This is a genomic window from Geodermatophilus sp. TF02-6, assembly GCF_003319115.1.
GTDB lineage: Bacteria > Actinomycetota > Actinomycetes > Mycobacteriales > Geodermatophilaceae > Geodermatophilus.
Map to the genome: position 1 here is coordinate 47,416 of NZ_QOHF01000009.1, position 18,514 is coordinate 65,929.

Below are 18,514 nucleotides of genomic sequence, written 5' to 3' on the forward strand. Positions count from 1 at the left end.
CCCACGACACGCTTCGCGCGCCGCGGGCCCCTGGAACGAGGCCGTTCCAGCGCGGCAGGATGACCACCGTGCCCCGACCGCCGCGCCTGTCCCCCGACGAGCTCGCCGCCGCCCTCTCCGAGCTGCCGCTGTGGTCCGGGGACGGCGACGGGATCCGCCGCAGCGTCGAGCTGCCCGGCTTCGCCGACGCCGTCGCGGCGATCGTGCGGATCGGGTTCGTCGCCGAGCGGATGGACCACCACCCCGACGTGGACCTGCGCTGGCGCACCCTGCACCTGACGTTGGTCACCCACTCCGCGGGCGGGGTCACCGAGCTCGACCTGGAGCTCGCCCGCCGGATCGATGCGCTCTTCCCCGGCTGACAGAGGACCCCCTCCTCGACGCGATCATGAAATCCGGGAAGCGACACGCCGGGAAGCGACGGCGTGTCGCTTCCCGGACTTCATGATCGTTGAGGAGACATGATCGCCGGAGAGGGGCGCCGGGCGGGGCTCAGTCGGTGATCGGCAGGACGAGCAGCCGCAGCAGCCGGTCGGCCTCGGCGTCCGGGTCGTCGGTCAGGCCGGTGTGCACCGGCCCGGGCTGGACGACGGTGCTGCGCGGCGCGGTCAGCCAGCGGAACCGCGAGCCCAGCGCCTCCCGGCCGGCGGCGCCCGAGGCGGGATCGGCGGCGCAGACGTCGGCCGCCGCCTGCAGCGCGCGGCGGACGGCGTCGGCGTCGGCGGTCGGGTCCAGGGCCCGCAGCCGGTCGACGTCCAGGTGCACCCGGGAACCGAGGTAGTCGCGCTGCCGGCAGTAGACGAGGACGCCGGCGTTGAGCGCCTCGCCCCGCTCCACCCGGGGGACCACCCGCAGGACGGCGTACTCGAAGGTGTCCCGGCTCACCGCCGGCCCACCCCCTCCGGCGGGGGCGGGCCGAGCCACGACAGCCGGTTGCGCCCCCGCGGCGCCGTCCGGCGCGACCCGCCCGCGGCCGCGGTCGCGACCAGCGGCGGCAGCCAGGAGTCCCGCGCGGCCAGCCGGGCCACCAGCTGGTCGGCGTAGCGGGCGCGGACGTCCGAGAGGACCCCGGCCTCCCCGAGAAGGACCCCGTCCTCCCCAGCCTTCGCATGCTCAGGCCGGGGCTCGGGACGGCGCCGGTCGAGCTCGGGGCGCTGCCCTGGCCGGGGCCACCCGTGGGCGGCCTCCGCGAGCCAGTCGTCGGGCACCTGGGCCAGCACGCCCTCCAGCACCGCCCGCGTGACCCGCGGCGCCAGCGCGGCGTCGGCGGCCAGGACGTCGGGCGCGCACTCGATGAGCGCGTGCTGGGAGGCGTCGTAGGGCCGGGCCACCGCGGCCGCCGCCCCGGGCCAGTGGTGGTGGAAGGTCAGCGCGGCGCCGTGGTCGATCAGCTGCAGCCGGCCGTGCCAGAACAGCATGTTCGGGTTGCGCCAGGAGCGGTCGACGTTGCCCACCAGCGCGTCGAACCACAGCACCCGGCCGGCCAACTCGGGGTCCACGCCGTCGGCACCGGCCTCGAAGTCCAGCGCGCCGGGCAGGTAGTCCAGCCCGAGGTTGACCCCCGCCGAGCGCTGCAGCAGCTCCTGCACCTCGACGTCGGGCTCCCCCACCGCCAGCTCCGGCGCCACGTCGACGGTCACCAGCGCCGGCACCGGCAGCGACAACGCCCGCGCCAGCTCGCCGCAGACCACCTCGGCGACGAGCACCTGCACGCCCTGCCCGGCGGCCCGCCACTTGACCACGTAGGTGCCCAGGTCGTCGGCCTCCATCAGCCCCGGCAGCGAACCCCCCTCGCGCAGCGGGGTGACGTAGCGGGTGGCGGTGACGGCGGGCAGCACAGTGGCCGCGACCCTACCGGCGGGCACACTGCACGCGTGGGCCTGCTCCGTGCGACCTCCCCCGCCGACCTGGCCGGCGTCCCGTTCACCTACCCCGAGGTGGGCGCCACCCGCGACGCCGTGCTGCCGGCCGGCTACGACCGCGTCGAGCGCTCGGTCGTGGTCGGCTCCGGCCGGGAGGCCTTCGAGCGGGCGGCGGCCGCGGTGTTCGACTGGCGGGCGCAGCGCGGCGTCGGGCTGCGGGTGCGGGCGAGCGGGCCGGCGTCCGAGCCGGGCACCGTCGTCGTCCTCACCGCCGGGTGGCCGCGGCTGGGCTACCACATCCCCTGCCGGGTGGTCTGGGCCCGCACCGGCGGGGACGAGCGCGGTTTCGCCTACGGCACGCTGCCCGGGCACCCGGAGCGCGGCGAGGAGGCGTTCCTCGTGCGGATCGGCCCGAGCGGCGACGTCGCCTTCACGCTGCGGGTGTTCTCCCGGCTGGCCTCGCCGGCAGCCCGGCTGGGCGGCCCGGTGAGCCGGTTGGTCCAGCGGCTGGCCACCCAGCGCTACCTGTCGGCGATCCGCGAGGCGGCCGCCGGCCGATGAGTCCGGGGCGGCCGCCCGGTCGCAACGACGGAACGGTCGTCGACCGAGGAGGGGCTCGTGGGGCTGGCGGAGGACGTCGAGGCGGTCGTGGCACCGCACGTGGCCGCGGGCGCGGTGCCCGGGGCGGCCTGGTGGGTCGCCCGGGACGGCGAGGTGGCCCGCGGCGCGGCGGGGACCCACACGCCCGGCGGGGACGACCCGGTGCGGCCGGACACCGTGTTCCGGATCGCCTCGACGACCAAGCCGGTCGTGGCCGCGGCGGTGATGGCCCTGGTCGACGAGGGCCGCCTCGGCCTGGACGACCCGGTGGACACCCTCCTCCCCGAGCTCGCCGACCGCACCGTCCTCACCGACCCGGCCGACCCGGCCGCGGGGACGGTGCCGGCCCGCCGGGCGATCACCGTCCGCGACGTCCTGACCCTCCGGCTGGGTCTGGGCATGGACTTCACCGCCCCGTGGCCCTCGCCGACCGTCGTCGCGGTGCAGGCCGCCGGCCTGCCGCTGGGACCGCCGGCTCCGCAGGCCGCTCCCGGGCCGGACGAGTGGCTGCGCCGGCTGGCCACGGTGCCGCTGGCGTACCAGCCGGGCGAGCGCTGGCTCTACCACACCGGGGCCAGCGTGCTCGGCGTCCTCGTCGCTCGTGCCGCCGGCCGCCCGTTGCCCGAGGTGCTCACCGAGCGGGTGCTCGAGCCGCTGGGCATGACCAGCACCGGCTTCGGCGTGCCGGAGTCCGCCCGGGACCGGCTGGGGCCGCACTGGACCCCGCCCGACGACGACGGCGCCCGCGCCGTCTACGACCCGGCGGACGGTCAGTGGGCCCGCCCGCCGGCGTTCCCGGACGGCGGCGACGGCCTGGTCTCCACCGTCGACGACCTGGCCGCGTTCGCCGGCATGCTGTGCGCCGGCGGCGTCGCGCCCTCCGGTGACCGGGTGCTCGGCGCGGAGGCGGTCCGGGCGATGACCACCGAGCAGGTCGGGCCGGTGGACGACGAGGGCGGCGGGTGGGGCCTGGGCATCGGCGTGCGCCGCACCGACGAGCCGGCCGGCCGCTCCGCCGGGTCCTACGGCTGGGACGGCGGCCTGGGCAGCTCGTGGTGGACCGACCCGGTCACCGGTACCACGGCGGTCCTGCTCACCAACCAGATGTGGTCCTCGCCGCAGCCGCCCGCGCTCTTCGGCGACTTCCGGGCCGTCGCCTTCGGCGCCAGGTAGTCGCCTTCGGCGCCAGGTAGCCGCCGTTGGCGGCAGGTGGTCGCCTCCGCCGCGGCGCGCCCGTCGTCCTCAGGACGCCGCGGCCCGCTCCCGCTCGATCAGCTCCTTGCTGCGCACCAGCCGCAGGGACGTGACCACGAGCAGGCCGCCGACGACGTTGAACAGCGTCGTGTACCAGAACCAGGCCAGCCAGTCGCCGTAGCCGTACGGGGCCCCGGCGTGCAACGCCCCGAAGAGGACCAGCGAGTCGAGGACGGAGTGGAACAGCACCAGCCCGGCGAGCAGGAACGCCCCGGCCACCGCCGCGGCCAGTTTCCCCGCCTCGGAGTCGGCGCCGTGCTGCATGCGGGTCATGAGCGTGATGAAGGCGCCGGCCAGCAGGGCCAGGCACACCGAGCGCAGGTCCAGCGGCGCCTCGACGAAGGCCCGGCCGGACTCGATCGCGGTGGCGCCCAGCTCGGGGATGGCGTGCACGACCAGCCACATGACCAGCCAGCCGCCGATCAGGTTGGCGATCAGGGTGCCCGCCCACAGCCGGCCCAGCTGCCCGAGGCCCGCCCGGCCCGCGACCACCGCGGTCACCGGCACGAGGAACCCCTCGGTGAACAGCTCGCTCTTGGCCAGCAGCAACGCGACGAAGCCGATGCCGAACGCCAGCCCCGCCAGGAGGTGACTGCCGGTCTCGGCGTAGACGGCGAGCATCGCCACGACGCCGGTGGCCACCTCGAGTCCGCCGGCCAGACCGGTGGTGAGCACCTCCCGCCAGGAGCGGTGCAGCCGCTGGGCCCCCTCGTCGACGATCCGGTCGAAGGCCTGGGCGACCTGGTCCTCGACCGGGGCGTCGGTCTCCCCCAGCCGCTCGCGTGCCGACTCCGCCACGGTGGCCCCCTCCGGCCGGGACCTCCGGGCGCCTCCCGGGACCGGATGGCACCTACCCTTCCCGGTGTCGGAGCACGCACGAGTGACGTCCGCCGCTGCGAGCAGGCCGGTTGCCTGGTGACGGCCTCGGGTAGCGCGGAACGACCGCGAGCAAGCCGGTCACCAAGGAGAAGCCATGCCCCCCGCCCGCCACCCCGACCAGTCCGCTCCCGCCACCGTCAGCCCCACCGGAGTGGGGTACGAGGGTCCCCGTTCCGGCCGCGACCCGAGAGGGCAGGCCGGTGATGCGCTGACCAGCCCCAACGGTGTCCGCATCCCCGACACCGACCACTCGCTCAAGGCGGGCCCGCGCGGTCCGGTCCTGCTCGAGGACTTCCACCTGCGCGAGAAGATCAACGCGTTCGACCACGAGCGCATCCCCGAGCGGGTGGTGCACGCCCGCGGCGCCGGCGCGCACGGCGTCTTCACCGCCAACGGCGCCGCCGCGAAGGTCACCCGGGCCGCCGTCCTCGCCGAGAAGGGCCTGCAGACGCCGGTCTTCGTGCGGTTCTCCACCGTGCTGGGCTCACGCGGCTCGGCCGACACCGCTCGGGACACCCGCGGGTTCGCGACGAAGTTCTACACGAAGGAGGGGACCTGGGACCTGGTCGGCAACAACATCCCGGTCTTCTTCATCCAGGACGCGATCAAGTTCCCCGACATCATCCACGCCGGCAAGCCGCACCCGGACCGGGAGATCCCGCAGGCGCAGTCGGCGCACGACACCTTCTGGGACTTCGTCACCCTCCACACCGAGGCCACCCACCACACGATGTGGAACATGAGCGACCGGGGCATCCCGCGCAGCTACCGGATGATGGAGGGCTTCGGCGTCCACACGTTCCGGCTGGTCAACGCCGACCGGGAGACCGTGCTGGTCAAGTTCCACTGGAAGCCCAGGCTCGGCGTGCACTCGCTGACCTGGGAGGAGGCGCAGATCGCCGCCGGCGTCGACCCCGACTTCCACCGCCGCGACCTCGCCGACGCCATCGAGGCCGGCGCCCACCCCCAGTGGGACCTCGGCATCCAGGTCTTCCCCGACACCCCGGAGGAGACCTTCGAGGGCATCGACCTGCTCGACCCGACCAAGATCGTGCCGGAGGAGCTCGCGCCGGTGCAGGTCATCGGGACCCTGGTGCTCAACGCCAACCCGACCAACTACTTCGCCGAGACCGAGCAGGTGGCCTTCAACACCGGCCACGTGGTGCCGGGCATCGAGTTCACCAACGACCCGCTGCTGCAGGGCCGCAACTTCTCCTACCTCGACACCCAGCTGCTGCGCCTGGGCGGCCCGAACTGGCGGCAGATCCCGATCAACCGGCCGCACGCCCCGGTCAACGACAACACCCGCGACGGCTTCCACCAGCACGCGGTCCACACCGGCCAGGCGCCCTACACGCCCAACTCCGTGGACGACGGCTCGCCGTTCCCGTCCGACTGGGCCGACGCCGGGTACGTCAACGTGCCGCGGAAGATCGAGGGCGAGGCGGTGCGGGCCAGCCAGTCCTCGTTCGAGGACCACTTCAGCCAGCCGGCCATGTTCTACGCCAGCCTGTCCGAGCCGGAGAAGGTGCACCTCACCGAGGCGTACACGTTCGAGCTCGGCAAGTGCTACGAGCAGGCGGTCAAGGAGCGGGCGCTCGGCGTGCTGGCCAAGATCGACGCCGACCTCTGCGAGAAGGTCGCCGCCGGCCTGGGCCTGCCGGCACCGGAGCCCGACCCGGTCGAGCACCTCGCCCCCTCCCCGGCCCTGCGCCAGGTGACGGACGAGACGTTCCCGGTGGACGGCCGGATCGTCGGGGTCGTGGCCGGTCCGGACGCCGACGTCGCCGGGATCACCGCGCTGCGCACCGCGCTCGAGGCGGAGAGCGCGGTGGTCAAGGTGATCGCCCCGGCCGGCGGCACGATCGGCTCCGGCTCGGGGACCGAGATCGTCGAGCGGACCTTCCTCACCGCTCGCTCGGTCGAGTTCGACGCGGTGGTGGTCGCCGCCGGCGCGCCGAAGGACAAGGACGTCAAGGCGGTGATCATGCTGCAGGAGGTGTTCCGGCAGCTGAAGGCCGTCGGGGCGTGGGGCGACGGCGCGCAGGTGCTCACCGCGGCGGGCATCGACACCTCCGCGCCGGGCGTGCTGGTCGCCGACGACCCGCAGGCGCTGGCCACCGAGCTGCTCGCGGCGATGGGGAAGCACCGGGTGTGGCAGCGCGCCGACCTGGTGACGGCCAGCGCGGTGCCCCCGGCCGTGCCCGTCGGCTGACAGCCGGAGGAGCCGACCGGGGTCATCGAGCGGCCGAGCGGCCGACGCCGCCGGGCCCGGGTCCCGAGGGACCCCGGCCCGGCGGTGCTCCTCGCCGTCGCCCGGTCGGTCGCCGGCACGCTCCGGGCGACGCGGGCCCGCACGCCCTGCTGACGTCCTCCGGCCCGCCCAGCGGGCGGCCGCGTCGAGCGCGCGAGCCCCGACCTGCCTAGCCTCGGCAGCGTGGACGGCGACCGGCTGGCGACCCTGCACGTGTGGGAGGTGCCCGGCCGGGCGGTGCCCGCGGCGCTGCTGCGGATGGCCGCCGACCGCCGTCCGCTGCGCCGCGCCCCCGGGCTGCGCTTCGCCAAGCTGCTGGGCACCGGCAGCGGGCGCACCTTCACCGTGGGCGACGCCGACCCCCGCCGGTGGGCGCTGCTGACGGTGTGGGACGACGAGCACGCGGCGACCGCGTTCGAGGACGGTCCCGTCGTCCGCCGGTGGCAGCGGATCGCCGACGAGCAGTGGACGGCCCGGCTGCGCCCGTTGGCCGCCCACGGGCGGTGGTCGCGGCGGGAGCCGTTCGGACGGCCGCAGCCGCGGCGGTGGGACGGCCCGGTCGCCGCGGTCACCCGCGCCCGGCTGGCCCCCCGCACGGCGCTGACCTTCTGGCGCGCCGTCCCCCCGGTCTCCGCCGACCTGCACGAGAGCCCCGGCCTGCGCCTCGCGCTCGGCATCGGCGAGGCGCCGCTGGGCCTGCAGGGCACGTTCAGCGTGTGGGACTCCGCGGCGGCGCTGAACTCCTTCGCCTACGGCCGCGCCCCGCACGCCGCGGTGGTCACCCGGACGGCGCAGGAGGGCTGGTACGCCGAGGAGCTGTTCGCCCGCCTCGGCGTGCTGTCGGCCGAGGGGACCGTGGCCGGCCGCGACCCGCTGGCCTGATCGGCCATCCTCCAGGGGCCCTCCGCCTGAGCGCGCGAGGCGTGGGGGGGAGGATGGTCCTGCTCAGAGCCGGCAGGTCAGGTGGATCTCGTCGCGGTCGTCGCCCGGCGCCACCCGGACCGCTCCCGGCATCCGACCGAACTCGCGGTAGCCGAGCCCCTGGTAGAAGGCCTCGATGCCGGTGCCGCCGCGCACGGTGAGGTGCAGGAACTCCAGGCCGCGCTGCCGGGCGATGGCGTGCACCCCCTCCATCAGGACGCGCCCGAGGCCCCTGCCCTGCCGGCTGGGGTGCACCTGCACCCGCAGCACGGTCGCCCAGTGCCGGCGCAGCGGGCTCATCGACAGCGACAGGACGGCGAACCCGGCCACCTCGCCGTCCACCCGCAGCAGCGCGACCACCTCGCGCCCCTCGTGCACCCGCTCCACCACGGCGTCGAGGACCGGCGCCACCTCCTCCGCCGTCACCGGGGGGACGAAGCCGACCGCTCCCCCGGCGTTGCTCACCTCGGTCCAGCAGGTGAGCAGCTGCGACCGGAGCTCCTCGTCGACGGCTCCGACCGGGCAGACCTCGGCGCGCATGGGCCCGATTCTCCCGGGTGCTCGCCGGCCCCCGGACGGGGGCGGACCGGCACCCGCGTGGCTCACAGGGAACGCCCAGGTGCCGTGGGTCAGGAAACGCGTCGTCCGCGCCGTCGAGCCCTGTCCCGGCCGCGACCGCCGGGGCTAGCGTCCGGCTGTCCCGGGGCGGGACGACGGCCGGCACGCGGGGAGGGGCCATGACCTGCACGATCGCCCGCAGGGGGGCGGTGCTCGCGGCGACGACGCTGCTCGTGGGGCTGGTCCCGGCGACCGCGGTCGCCGACCCCGCCCAGCCCGACGCCGACCAGCCCGGCGCCCCGAGCCCGGGCGCGCCCGGCATCGGGGACCCGTACTACCCGCTGGACGGCAACGGCGGCTACGACGTCGGCCACTACGACCTGGACCTGCGCTACGACCCCGCGACCGACGTCCTCTCCGGCACCGCGACCGTCGCGGCGACGGCGACCCAGGCCCTCTCCCGCTTCGACCTGGACCTGCAGGGCCTGCAGGTCCACGCGGTGACCGTCGACGGCGCGCCGGCGACCTGGACCCGGGACGGACAGGAGCTGGTGGTCACCCCGGCGCGGCCGCTGTGGCCCGGCGAGGACTTCGCCGTCGCCGTCACCTACGACGGCGTGCCCGCCACGCTCACCGACGAGCTCGGGGAGTCGGGCTTCTTCCACACCGACGACGGCGCCCTGGTCGCCGGCCAGCCCCACGGCGCGGCCACCTGGTTCCCGGCCAACGACCACCCGCTCGACGCCGCCTCGGTCGCCGTGTCGATCACCGTCCCGGAGGGGCTGCAGGGGGTGTCCAACGGCGCGCTGGAGGGCAGCCAGACCCGCGACGGGTGGACGACGTGGTCGTGGGACGCGACCGAACCGATGGCCACCTACCTGGTGACGCTGGCCGTCGGCCACCTCGACCTGCGCGCGTACCAGGCCGGCGGAATCCGGTACTGGGACGCCGTCGACCCGGCCCTGGCCGACCTCGACCTGGACCCGGCGACCGAGGGGCCGCCCGCCGGCGAGGTCGTCGACGCCGCCCTGGCCCGGCAGCCGGAGGTCATCGGCTTCCTCTCCGACACCTTCGGCCCGTACCCGTTCGGCACGGCGGGAGCCATCGTCGACGACGTCCCCGACCTGCCGTTCGCCCTGGAGACCCAGACCCGGCCGGTGTACTCCCCCGTCTTCTTCACCGACGAGGAGACCGCCGACTCCGTCGTGGTGCACGAGCTGGCGCACCAGTGGTACGGCGACTCCGTCCGGCTCGCCGCCTGGCAGCACATCTGGCTCAACGAGGGCTTCGCGACCTACGCGGAGTGGCTGTGGGCCGAACGCGAGGGCATCGAGACGGTGCAGCAGCAGTTCGACGAGCTGTACGCCGACGCGGAGACGGAGTTCGCCGGGTCGGGGCCGTCCTTCTGGAGCGTCGTCATCGGTGACCCGGGTCCGGCCACCGACCTGCTGTTCCACCCGGCCGTGTACTACCGCGGTGCCATGACGCTGCACGCCCTGCGGCTCGCGGTCGGCGACGAGGCGTTCTTCGACATCCTCCGGGAGTGGGCCGCCTCCCGGGCCGGGCAGGCCGTCACCACCGGCGAGTTCGTCGACCTCGCGGAGAAGGTCTCCGGGCAGGACCTCGACGCGCTGTTCCAGGCCTGGCTGTTCACCCCGCAGCGGCCGGCGCTCGGCTGAGCCCCGACCGGGTCAGGCGACCGGCACCCGGCGCAGCAGCCGCAGCGCCGCGGTCATCACCCGCGCGTAGCGGTCCAGCGGCATCCCGGGCAGCGGTCCCAGCGGCAGTCCGCGCTGGACGGCGACGGTCTGCGCCTCGGTGACGGCGAGGATGCCCTCCCGGCCGTGCCGGCGCCCCAGGCCGGAGTCGCCCATGCCGCCCATCGGCGCGTCGTGGGATGCCCAGGCGGCGGCGTAGCCCTCGTTGACGTTCACCGTGCCGGCGCGGATGCCGGCGGCGACCGCGGCGCCCCGCCGCGGGGTGGACCACACGGAGGCGTTGAGGCCGTAGGGGGTGTCGTTCGCCCGCCGCACCGCCTCGTCGGCGTCGCGCACCCGGGTCACGGTCGCCACCGGCCCGAAGGTCTCCTCGCGGGCGACCGGCACGTCCCCGCCGACCCCCTCGAGCAGGGTCGGCTCGTGGAACAGCGGGCCGAGGTCCGGGCGGGGGCGGCCGCCGGCGAGCACCCGGGCCCCCGCGGCCACGGCGTCGGCGACGTGCCGGGTGACGACGTCGAACTGCGCCCGGTTGGCCAGCGAACCCATCTCGGCGTCCCAGCCGAACCCGCCGCCGAGCCGGATCCGCCGGGTGCGCTCGGCCAGCGCGGGCACGAAGCGGTCGTACACCGCGTCCTCCACGTACAACCGCTCGAGGTGCATGCACAGCTGGCCGCCGTTGGAGAAGCAGCCGCGCACCGCCCCCTCGACGGCCCGGTCGAGGTCGGCGTCGGCCAGCACCAGCATCGGGTTCTTGCCGCCGAGCTCGGCCGAGCACGAGACCAGCCGGCGGCCGCACCGCTCGGCGACGGTCCGCCCGGTGGCGGTCGACCCGGTGAACACCAGGTGGTCGACGCCGTCGACCAGCGGTGCGCCCAGCACCGACCCGCGGCCGGTGACCACGCCGAGCAGCTCCCGCGGCAGCCCGGCGCGGACCAGCAGGTCGACGGCGGCCAGGGCGGAGAACGGGGTCTGCGCGTCCGGTTTGAGCACCACGCCGTTGCCGCCCAGCAGCGCGGGGACGGCGTCGGACACCGCCAGCGCCATCGGGGTGTCCCACGGGCTGACGACGCCGACCAGCCCCTTCGGCCGGCGGTGCACGACCGGCCTGGTCAGCCCGGGCAGTGCTCCGCGCCGGCGCTCCGACCGCAGGTGCCGGGCCGCGGACCGGGCCGCGTAGCCGGCGCTGCGCGCGACGTCGACGACCTCCTCGAAGGCGCTGACCCGGGCCTTGCCGGTCTCCACCTGCAGGACGTCCATCAGCTCGTTCCGCCGCTGGACGACCAGGTCGCAGAAGCGCAGCGCGACGCGGCACCGGTCGGCGACGGGGCGGGCGGCCCACTCGGCCTGGGCCGCCCGCGCCCGCCGCTGCGCCTCGCGCACGTCGTCGGCGGTGCACGTGGGCACCTCCCCGACCGGCGAGCCGTCGAACGGTGCGCGGGAGCTCTGCCGCGGCCGGCCGGGGGCCGCGGTGACCAGCGTGGCCAGGCGGGTGAGGAGGCCGGCGTCCAGCCGGTCGGCGGCCGTCGTCATCGCAGTCCTCCCCGGCCCCCTTGCAGGGTCCCGCCGCTGGCCCCGTCCAGAGGCTCGTCCCGAGCCTGCGAGGCGGCCCCTCGCAGGGGCCCGCCGCGAGCTTGTGAGCGGTGGGGGGCGAGGGGTCCTTCGAGGGGTCCTTCCACGGTGGGGGGCAAGGGGGTCCTCGTTCAGCCGCTGGGGCCGAACCGCTCGACCCGGATGTCGGGAGCCGGCACGCCGATCCCGACCAGCAGCTGGCTGGCCGCCTCGGCGAAGGACGCCGACCCGCACACGTAGGCCGTCCGCCCCGGCTCCACCAGCGGCGCCAGGTCCGCGGCGGTCAGCCGCCCCGCCGGCCGGGCGCCGTGCGGCTCGCGGCTGGTGACCACCAGCGCCCCGGCCCTGAGCAGCTCGTCGGCATAGGGCAGCTCGGCGAGGGTGCGGGTGGAGACGGCGGTGCGCAGCAGGTCGGTGCGGCCGAGCTCGCGCGCGGTGCGCAGCATGGCCACCAGCGGGACGACGCCGGTGCCGCCGCCGACCAGCAGCGCCGGCATCGCGCCGTCCCACACGAACCAGCCGCCGATCGGGCCGCGCACCTCCAGCCGGTCACCGGGCTCGACGACGTCGGCGAGGAAGGTGGAGACCTCGCCCTCGAAGAGGCGCTCGACGAACAGCTCGACCAGCGGGTCCTCCGGTGCGGAGGCGACCGAGTAGGACCGCTGCGCGCGGTAGCCGTCCGGGGCGGTCAGCCGGACGACGTAGTGCTGGCCGGCCATGTGCCGGACGCGGTCGGCGACGTCGAGCCGCAGCTGGACGGCGTCCTCGAGGGGGTGCCGCACGTCGGTCACCGTCGCCGTCCGCCAGCCGCCGCTCGGTGCGGTCGGGCGGTGCGGCAGCTCAGTCACCCTGGTAGCGCTGCTCGCGCCAGGGGTCGCCGCGGTCGTGGTAGCCGTTCTGCTCCCAGAAGCCGGGCTGGTCGCGCTGCAGCAGGGTCAGCCGGGTGACCCACTTCGCGCTCTTCCAGAAGTACAGGTGCGGGACGAGCAGCCGCACCGGGCCGCCGTGCTCGACGGGCAGCGGCCCGCCGTCGTACTCCCACACGACCCAGGCCCGGCCACCGGTCACGTCCTCGAGCGGGAGGTTGGTGGTGTAGCCGGTCTTGGACGTCGCCACGACGAAGTGCGCGTCGGCCGTCGGGCGGGCCGCCTCGAGCAGGGTGTCGACGCTGACGCCGGCGAACCAGGTGTCGAACTTCGACCAGGTGGTGACGCAGTGGATGGCGCCGCGGTACTCCGAGCGGGGCAGCCGGTGGGCCTCGTCCCAGGTCCACGCCGTCGGGTTCTCCACCCGCCCGTCGACGGTGATGCTCCAGGTCTGCGGGGCGATGCGCGGGGTGGGCTCGGCGGTGAGCACGGGCCAGTCGCGGCCGACGTCGTACTGGCCCGGCGGGAGCCGGGGGTCGCGGTCGCGGCGGCGGCCCAGGAAGCCTCGGGTTGGTCCAGCCATGGCCTGCTCCTCCCCTGCCGGGGTCCCGGCCACCCCTGGCCGGGCTGTGGTGCGGCGCACCTGCGCGGCCGGTGCGGGCGCACCCTACCGCCTCTCCGGGTGAGGGCAGCCTTACGAGAGCTGTGTCACCCGTGGTTACGTGGCCGACCGAACGGCAACGACCTAGCTTGGTGCTGTGGTGACGGTGACACAACCCGGCCAGCGCAGGACGCCCAGGGCCGCGAGGACCAACTCGGTCGGCAAGAAGGTCGTGATGGCGGTCAGCGGCATCATCATGCTGCTGTACCTGGTCGCCCACATGATCGGGAACCTCAAGGCCTTCGCCGGCCGCGAGACCTTCAACAGCTACTCGCACTGGATCCGCACCATCGGCGAACCCGCCGTCCCCGCGCAGACGTTCCTGACGATCATGCGGATCCTGCTGGTGGTCACCGTGGTCGCGCACTTCTGGGCGGCGATCTCGCTGTGGCGGCAGGCCCGGCGTGCCCGACCCCAGCGGTACGTGACCAAGAAGCCGGCGGCCCAGAGCTACGCCTCGCGCACCATGCGCTGGGGCGGCGTGATCGTCCTGGCCTTCATCGTCTACCACATCCTCGACCTCACCCTCGGGGTGGCCAACCCCGAGGGCCCCGGTACCACGCCCTACGACCGGCTGGTCGCCGGGTTCTCCAACCCCCTCGTCGTCGCCTTCTACACGATCGCCCTGGTCCTGCTCGGGATGCACCTGCGGCACGGGATCTGGAGCGCCACGCAGACGCTGGGGCAGAGCAACAAGCGGCGCGAGAAGACGGTCAACCACTTCGCGCTGGCGTTCTCCGTGCTGCTGATCGGCGGGTTCCTCATCGTCCCGTTCAGCGTCCTCCTCGGGATCATCGACTAAGGAGCTCCCGCGATGCCCCTCGACCTGTTCACCGTCGGTGACCCGATCGCCGACACCAAGGCACCGATGGACGTGCCGATCGCCGAGCGCTGGAGCACCCGCCGCTTCCGCGCCCGCCTGGTCAACCCGGCCAACCGCCGCAAGCGGACCGTCATCGTCGTCGGCACCGGCCTGGCCGGCGGCTCCGCGGCCGCCACGCTCGGCGAGGCCGGCTACCGGGTCGAGTCCTTCTGGTTCCACGACAGCCCGCGCCGGGCGCACAGCGTCGCCGCGCAGGGCGGCATCAACGCCGCGAAGAACTACCGCAACGACGGCGACAGCGTGCACCGGCTGTTCTACGACACGGTCAAGGGCGGCGACTTCCGCTCGCGGGAGAGCAACGTCTACCGCTTGGCCGAGGTCAGCGTGGACATCATCGACCAGTGCGTGGCCCAGGGCGTCCCCTTCGCCCGCGAGTACGGCGGCCTGCTGGACAACCGCTCCTTCGGTGGCGCGCAGGTGTCGCGCACCTTCTACGCCCGCGGCCAGACCGGCCAGCAGCTGCTCTACGGCGCCTACCAGGCGCTGGAGCGGCAGATGGCGGCCGGCACCGTCGAGCAGCACGCCCGCCACGAGATGCTCGACCTGATCGTCGTCGACGGCCGCGCCCGCGGCATCGTGGCCCGCAACCTGGTCACCGGCGAGATCAGCACCCACTTCGCCGACGCCGTTGTGCTGGCCACCGGCGGGTACAGCAACGTCTTCTACCTGTCCACCAACGCCAAGGGCTCCAACGCCACGGCGATCTGGCGGGCGCACAAGCGCGGCGCGTACTTCGCCAACCCCTGCTACACGCAGATCCACCCGACCTGCATCCCGGTCAAGGGCGACTACCAGTCCAAGCTCACGCTGATGAGCGAGTCGCTGCGCAACGACGGGCGGGTGTGGGTGCCCAAGGAGCGCGGGGACACCCGCGACCCGCGGGAGATCCCCGAGGACGAGCGCGACTACTACCTCGAGCGCATCTACCCCTCGTTCGGCAATCTCGTCCCCCGCGACATCGCCTCCCGCCAGGCGAAGAACGTCTGCGACGAGGGCCGTGGCGTGGGTCCGGGTGGGCTCGGCGTCTACCTGGACTTCTCCGACGCCATGCAGCGGCTGGGCCGCCCGGCGATCGAGGCCAAGTACGGCAACCTCTTCGACATGTACGCCCAGATCACCGGGGAGGACCCGTACGAGGTCCCGATGCGGATCTACCCGGCGGTCCACTACACGATGGGCGGGCTGTGGGTCGACTACGACCTGCAGTCGACGATCCCGGGCCTGTTCGTGATCGGCGAGGCCAACTTCTCCGACCACGGGGCCAACCGGCTGGGCGCCAGCGCGCTCATGCAGGGCCTGGCCGACGGCTACTTCGTCCTGCCCAACACGATCGGTGACTACCTCGCCGACGGCCCGTTCCCGGTGCTCGACGACGGCCACCCCGCCGTCACCGAGGCGCTGGCCGGGGTGCAGGCCCAGGTGGAGAAGCTGCTGTCGATCGACGGCAACCGCACCCCGGCGTCCTTCCACCGGGAGCTGGGCCGGCTGATGTGGGACCTGTGCGGCATGGAGCGGTCGGAGGAGAGCCTGCGCAAGGCCCTGGACCGCATCCCCGAGATCCGGCAGGAGTTCTGGACCAACCTCAAGGTGACCGGCGACTGGAACACGCTCAACCCCACGCTGGAGCACGCCGGTCGGGTCGCCGACTTCCTCGAGCTCGCCGAGCTCATGTGCGTCGACGCCCTGCACCGCAACGAGAGCTGCGGTGGGCACTTCCGCGCCGAGAGCCAGACCCCCGAGGGCGAGGCGCTGCGCGACGACGCCGACTTCGCCTACGTCGCCGCCTGGGAGTGGACGCCGAACGGCACGGCACCGGTCCTGCACCGGGAAGCCCTCGAGTACGAGTACGTCCACCTCGCCCAGCGCAGCTACAAGTGAGAGAGCCCAGCGCAGCGACGAGTGACCGAGCTGCGCGCAGCGACCAGTGACGACCAGCGGAGCTACGAGTGACAGCCACACGTGAGGGCGCGACCTTCGCCACCGGCACGGCCGGCGACGACCCCGCCATGGAGAAGCACGACATGACCCTGACCCTGCGGGTCTGGCGCCAGAAGGGCCCGCAGCACAAGGGGAAGATGGTCACCTACCGGGTGACCGACATCTCGCCGGACATGTCGTTCCTCGAGATGCTCGACGTCCTCAACGAGCAGCTGATCCTCGCCGGCGACGACCCGGTGGTCTTCGACCACGACTGCCGCGAGGGCATCTGCGGCAGCTGCGGTCTGATGATCAACGGCCAGGCGCACGGCCCGGAGCAGACGACGACGTGCCAGCTGCACATGCGCAAGTTCAAGGACGGCGACTCGATCGACATCGAGCCGTGGCGCGCATCGGCGTTCCCGGTGATCAAGGACCTGTCGGTCGACCGCCGCGCCCTCGACCGGATCGTCCAGGCCGGCGGGTACATCAGCGCCCCGACCGGCACCGCGCCGGAGGCCCACTCGATCCTGGTCGCCAAGAAGGACTCCGACGCCGCCTTCGACGCGGCCACCTGCATCGGCTGCGGCGCCTGCGTGGCGGCGTGCCCGAACGCGTCGTCCATGCTGTTCACCGCGGCCAAGGTGACCCACCTGGGCCTGCTGCCGCAGGGCCAGCCCGAGCGCAACGACCGGGTGGTCAACATGGTCGCCCAGCAGGACCGCGAGGGCTTCGGCGGCTGCTCCAACATCGGCGAGTGCTCGGCGGCCTGCCCGAAGGGCATCTCGATGGAGACCATCTCCCGGCTCAACCACGACCTGCTCGGCGCCCTGCGCGCCGGCGCCCGGCCCAAGAGCTGAGAAAGGACCCCGTCCTCCTCACCCCTCGCAGGCTCGCGGCGGGCCCCTGCAGAAGGGCCGGCGGCGGGTGGGGACCCTCCCCGGGTCCCCGCCCGTCGTCGTTCTCCGGCCCTCCTCGCCCCGGGTCGGCCGGCCCTGGACGCGCCGTCCCCGGCCGGGGAGCCTGGGCCCAGCCCCGGTCGAGGGAGGCAGCCGTGTCGCACCGCAACGACCCCGACGGCTGGGCGGGCCCGACGCCGCAGGTGCGCGTCGGGGACCGGTCGCTGCGCCTGCCGCTGCGCTACTCCGACAACTCCTGCCTCGCCGCGGTGCACGCCGCCGACCCCGACGCCGTCGCCGCCGCGCTGCCGGACGGGCCGCTGCGGCCGGCCCGCTGGGTGGACGGCCGGGCGCTGGTGTCGGTGGCCGCCTTCCGCTACCGCGCGGTGACCACCGCCGACGACCCCCCACAGCTGCTGGCGCCGTACGGCGAGCTGTCGGTCGCGGCCGTGGTGACCCTCGGCCCGGCGCCGCGGCTGCTGCCGGTGCTGCGCCGCCGGCTGTCGCTGTTCGTGCTGCACCTGCCGGTCACCACCGCCGAGGCGCGGGACGCCGGCGCCGCGCTGTGGGGGTTCCCCAAGTTCGTGGCCGACCTGGACTTCGCCGAGGAGCGCACCGCGCGGCGGGTGACCCTGGCCGAGGCCGGGGCGACGGTGCTGACCCTGACCGTGCGGGGCCGCGGGCCGGTGCTCACCGACCGGCGCCCGGCGGTCATGTACACCGAGCTGGGCGGTCAGCTGCTCGAGACCGTGGTGCCCATGGCCGGCCGGCTGCGGGTCGCCTTCGGCGCCGACGCGGGGCGGCTGCAGCTCGGGGACCACCCGGTGGCCGAGCAGCTGCGCCGGCTGGACGTCGCACCGGCGCCGCTGGCGGTGTTCGACCACCTCGACCACCGCAGCCTGCTGCCCGCGGGCCGCCCGATCGGCCCGGTGCCGCCCTACCGGGGGCACCGCGGCGAGGACCGGGCGCACGGGCGGCTCACGGTGCGCTACCCCGGGACGCCGCCGCTGGACCTGTACGCGCCGCCGGTCCCCTCGCCCGCGTGAGCGCGGTCAGCGGCTCTGCAGCGCGTCCAGGGCCACGGCCATGGACGCCGCGACGCGGAAGTCCAGCCGCGGGTCGGGCAAGGTGACGGTGTAGCGGTCGCGGACGGCCTTCTGCCGCTCGCTCACCAGCACCGGAGCGCCGGTGGCGGTGTCGACGAAGTCGAAGTGGAAGACGAACGGCACCCACACCTCGCCGACGTAGGGCAGGACGTCCCACACCCGGCGCAGGACGGCGATCGACTGGCGGCGCTCCCGGCCCACGGCCTCGATGCCCGGCGCCGACAGGTCCCAGGTCGAGCGCAGCAGGCTGGCGCCGAACCGCTTGCGGAAGCGGCCCAGCACGGTGCCGTGCTCGTCGAGGACGTCGTTCTCGGCGTGCACGTCGAGCACCTGGCGGGCCTTGAAGGAGAACAGCCGACGGGTCCTGCCCGGGTCGGTGAAGACGACCTCCTCCTTGAGCTTCATCCGCTTCTGCTCGGCGAAGGCCAGCATCGGCCCCTCGGAGCCGTCGGAGTTGGCGGCCAGGATCTCGTAGCGGTTGACCATCATGGTGATCTGCTGCTTGACGACGAACGCCGGCACGGTCATCGGGGCGCGCGGTTGCAGTCCGGAGGGGAGGGTCACGGC

18 protein-coding genes are annotated in these 18,514 nt (G+C 74.6%); 10 read left to right on the plus strand and 8 right to left on the minus strand.

The genetic code is table 11. The features are described from left to right. The first annotated feature begins 59 nt into the window (after positions 1-59). The gene (locus DQ238_RS10065) at positions 60-362 is read left to right on the plus strand and encodes a 4a-hydroxytetrahydrobiopterin dehydratase (protein ID WP_113781156.1); all 303 of its coding nucleotides are present in this window, start codon (positions 60-62) and stop codon (positions 360-362) included. Positions 363-492: 130 nt separating this feature from the next. On the opposite strand, the gene DQ238_RS10070 is transcribed toward DQ238_RS10065, so the two are convergent. Together DQ238_RS10070 and DQ238_RS10075 are read right to left on the minus strand one after the other, a co-directional pair. Continuing rightward, on the minus strand, positions 493-885 hold the full coding sequence (locus DQ238_RS10070) for a DUF3037 domain-containing protein (protein WP_113781157.1): 393 nt from the start codon (positions 883-885) through the stop codon (positions 493-495). After that, positions 882-1,838, minus strand: coding sequence for a HipA family kinase (locus DQ238_RS10075; RefSeq protein ID WP_113781158.1), 957 nt, complete (start codon positions 1,836-1,838; stop codon positions 882-884). Before DQ238_RS10075 ends, DQ238_RS10070 begins: the two co-directional genes overlap by 4 nt. A gap of 36 nt (positions 1,839-1,874) precedes the next feature. Here DQ238_RS10075 and DQ238_RS10080 point away from each other — a divergent pair, with 36 nt between their 5' ends. After that, a complete protein-coding gene (locus DQ238_RS10080; protein ID WP_113781159.1) occupies positions 1,875-2,423 on the plus strand; it encodes a DUF1990 family protein in 549 nt (182 codons plus the stop codon). Positions 2,424-2,480: 57 nt separating this feature from the next. After that, positions 2,481-3,635, plus strand: coding sequence for a serine hydrolase (locus tag DQ238_RS10085; RefSeq protein WP_113781160.1), 1,155 nt, complete (start codon positions 2,481-2,483; stop codon positions 3,633-3,635). Between the two features lie 69 nt (positions 3,636-3,704). On the opposite strand, the gene DQ238_RS10090 is transcribed toward DQ238_RS10085, so the two are convergent. After that, positions 3,705-4,514 carry a formate/nitrite transporter family protein gene (locus DQ238_RS10090; RefSeq protein WP_113781161.1) on the minus strand — a complete coding sequence of 270 codons (810 nt, stop codon included), beginning with the start codon at positions 4,512-4,514 and terminating at the stop codon, positions 3,705-3,707. Positions 4,515-4,689: 175 nt separating this feature from the next. Between DQ238_RS10090 and DQ238_RS10095 the strand changes: the two genes are divergently transcribed. Together DQ238_RS10095 and DQ238_RS10100 are read left to right on the plus strand one after the other, a co-directional pair. Further along, the gene (locus DQ238_RS10095; RefSeq protein WP_113781162.1) at positions 4,690-6,810 is read left to right on the plus strand and encodes a catalase; all 2,121 of its coding nucleotides are present in this window, start codon (positions 4,690-4,692) and stop codon (positions 6,808-6,810) included. A gap of 222 nt (positions 6,811-7,032) precedes the next feature. Continuing rightward, positions 7,033-7,731 carry a monooxygenase gene (locus tag DQ238_RS10100; RefSeq protein ID WP_113781163.1) on the plus strand — a complete coding sequence of 233 codons (699 nt, stop codon included), beginning with the start codon at positions 7,033-7,035 and terminating at the stop codon, positions 7,729-7,731. Between the two features lie 63 nt (positions 7,732-7,794). Here DQ238_RS10100 and DQ238_RS10105 read toward each other — a convergent pair whose 3' ends face one another. Then, complete coding sequence (locus DQ238_RS10105) at positions 7,795-8,310, minus strand: GNAT family N-acetyltransferase (protein WP_113781164.1); 516 nt, start codon at positions 8,308-8,310, stop codon at positions 7,795-7,797. A 197-nt stretch (positions 8,311-8,507) separates the two neighbouring features. On the opposite strand from DQ238_RS10105, the gene DQ238_RS10110 reads away from it, so the two are divergent. Next, the gene (locus DQ238_RS10110) at positions 8,508-10,007 is read left to right on the plus strand and encodes a M1 family metallopeptidase (protein WP_233495864.1); all 1,500 of its coding nucleotides are present in this window, start codon (positions 8,508-8,510) and stop codon (positions 10,005-10,007) included. A gap of 12 nt (positions 10,008-10,019) precedes the next feature. Here DQ238_RS10110 and DQ238_RS10115 read toward each other — a convergent pair whose 3' ends face one another. The 3 genes from DQ238_RS10115 to DQ238_RS10125 all read right to left on the minus strand — a co-directional run bounded on the left by DQ238_RS10115 (position 10,020) and on the right by DQ238_RS10125 (position 13,064). Then, positions 10,020-11,576 carry a succinic semialdehyde dehydrogenase gene (locus tag DQ238_RS10115; protein ID WP_113781165.1) on the minus strand — a complete coding sequence of 519 codons (1,557 nt, stop codon included), beginning with the start codon at positions 11,574-11,576 and terminating at the stop codon, positions 10,020-10,022. A 170-nt stretch (positions 11,577-11,746) separates the two neighbouring features. Then, a complete protein-coding gene (locus DQ238_RS10120; protein ID WP_113781166.1) occupies positions 11,747-12,463 on the minus strand; it encodes an FAD-binding oxidoreductase in 717 nt (238 codons plus the stop codon). After that, positions 12,456-13,064: a molybdopterin-dependent oxidoreductase gene (locus DQ238_RS10125; protein WP_113781167.1), complete on the minus strand. Its 609-nt coding sequence runs from the start codon at positions 13,062-13,064 to the stop codon at positions 12,456-12,458. Before DQ238_RS10125 ends, DQ238_RS10120 begins: the two co-directional genes overlap by 8 nt. 184 nt (positions 13,065-13,248) lie before the next feature. Between DQ238_RS10125 and DQ238_RS10130 the strand changes: the two genes are divergently transcribed. From DQ238_RS10130 to DQ238_RS10145, 4 genes are all read left to right on the plus strand, one after another. Further along, the gene (locus DQ238_RS10130) at positions 13,249-13,944 is read left to right on the plus strand and encodes a succinate dehydrogenase cytochrome b subunit (protein ID WP_113781257.1); all 696 of its coding nucleotides are present in this window, start codon (positions 13,249-13,251) and stop codon (positions 13,942-13,944) included. 12 nt (positions 13,945-13,956) lie between these two features. Next, positions 13,957-15,903, plus strand: coding sequence for a fumarate reductase/succinate dehydrogenase flavoprotein subunit (locus tag DQ238_RS10135; RefSeq protein WP_113781168.1), 1,947 nt, complete (start codon positions 13,957-13,959; stop codon positions 15,901-15,903). Between the two features lie 143 nt (positions 15,904-16,046). Then, positions 16,047-16,802 carry a succinate dehydrogenase/fumarate reductase iron-sulfur subunit gene (locus tag DQ238_RS10140; protein ID WP_113781258.1) on the plus strand — a complete coding sequence of 252 codons (756 nt, stop codon included), beginning with the start codon at positions 16,047-16,049 and terminating at the stop codon, positions 16,800-16,802. Between the two features lie 194 nt (positions 16,803-16,996). Next, complete coding sequence (locus tag DQ238_RS10145) at positions 16,997-17,887, plus strand: acetoacetate decarboxylase family protein (protein WP_113781169.1); 891 nt, start codon at positions 16,997-16,999, stop codon at positions 17,885-17,887. Positions 17,888-17,893: 6 nt separating this feature from the next. On the opposite strand, the gene DQ238_RS10150 is transcribed toward DQ238_RS10145, so the two are convergent. Next, positions 17,894-18,511 (minus strand): hypothetical protein, encoded by a 618-nt coding sequence (locus DQ238_RS10150; RefSeq protein WP_199506250.1) that lies wholly within the window; start codon positions 18,509-18,511, stop codon positions 17,894-17,896. Between the last annotated feature and the right edge of the window lie 3 nt (positions 18,512-18,514).